Origin of the sequence: Mesorhizobium sp. 2RAF21 (assembly GCF_052115345.1) — a bacterium.
GTDB classification, from domain to species: Bacteria; Pseudomonadota; Alphaproteobacteria; order Rhizobiales; family Rhizobiaceae; genus Mesorhizobium; species Mesorhizobium terrae.
On record NZ_JBFRGM010000052.1, the window covers coordinates 1 to 1,448 of the forward strand.

Below are 1,448 nucleotides of genomic sequence, written 5' to 3' on the forward strand. Positions count from 1 at the left end.
ATCTTCTCCGACGAGGGTTTTGAGGGGAGGCCCGGCATGGTCATGACCTCGCCGCAGATGATGACGACGAAGCCGGCGCCGGCGGCAAGCCGCACCTCGCGCACCGGCACGGTGTGGCCGGTCGGCGCGCCGCGCAGGTTCGGATCGGTCGAGAAGGAATATTGCGTCTTGGCCATGCACACCGGCAGGTGGCCGTAGCCGGCCTGTTCCCACTGGTGCAGCTGGTCGCGGATCGACTTGTCGGCGATCGCCTCGTCGCCGCGATAGATGCGCTTGACGATGGTGTTGACCTTCTCGAACAGCGGCATGTCGTCGGGATAGAGCGGCGAGAACTGCGAGGCACCGCTTTCGGCGAGGCTGACCACCTTGTTGGCCAGCTCCTCGATGCCGGCCGAACCCTTGGCCCAATGCTGGCACAGGATCGCCTCCTCGCCCATCTTGGCGACATAGTCCTTCATCGCCTGGATCTCGGCATCGGTGTCGGAATGGAAGTGGTTGATGGCCACTACCGCCGGCACGCCGAACTGGCGCACGTTCTCGATGTGGCGGCCGAGATTGGCGCAGCCCTTCTTCACCGCCTCGACATTCTCGGCGCCGAGGTCTTCCTTCTTCACCCCGCCATTCATCTTCATGGCGCGCACGGTGGCGACGATGACGGCGGCAGCCGGCTTCAGGCCCGCCTTGCGGCACTTGATGTCGAAGAACTTTTCGGCACCGAGATCGGCACCGAAGCCGGCCTCGGTGACGACATAGTCGGCGAGCTTCAAGGCCGTGGTGGTGGCGACCACCGAGTTGCAGCCATGGGCGATGTTGGCGAACGGGCCGCCATGGACGAAGGCGGGGTTGTTTTCCAGCGTCTGCACCAGGTTCGGCTGGATGGCATCCTTCAGAAGCACCGCCATGGCGCCGTCGGCCTTCAGGTCGCGGGCATAGACCGGGGTCTTGTCGCGGCGATAGGCGACGATGATGTCGCCGAGGCGCTTTTCCAGATCCTTCAGATCGGTGGAAAGGCACAGGATCGCCATGACTTCGGAGGCAACGGTGATGTCGAAGCCGGCCTCGCGCGGAAAACCGTTGGCGACACCGCCCAGCGAGACGATGATCTGGCGCAAGGCGCGGTCGTTCATGTCCATGACACGACGCCAGGCGACGCGGCGGATGTCGATGCCGAGCTCGTTGCCCCAATAGATGTGGTTGTCGATCAGCGCCGACAGAAGGTTGTGGGCGGTGGTGATGGCGTGGAAGTCGCCGGTGAAGTGCAGGTTCATGTCCTCCATCGGCACGACCTGGGCATAACCGCCGCCGGCGGCGCCGCCCTTGACGCCGAAGTTCGGACCGAGCGAGGCCTCGCGGATACACACCACCGCCTTCTTGCCGATGCGGTTCAGGCCATCGCCGAGCCCCACCGTCGTCGTCGTCTTGCCTTCGCCGGCCGGTGTCGGGTTGAT

At 64.8% G+C, this 1,448-nt stretch carries 1 protein-coding gene; it reads right to left on the reverse strand.

The window, feature by feature from the left end; genetic code table 11:
• A partial coding sequence (locus AB4136_RS33330) for a formate--tetrahydrofolate ligase (protein WP_137902239.1) occupies nt 1-1,448 on the reverse strand: 1,448 nt, incomplete at both ends.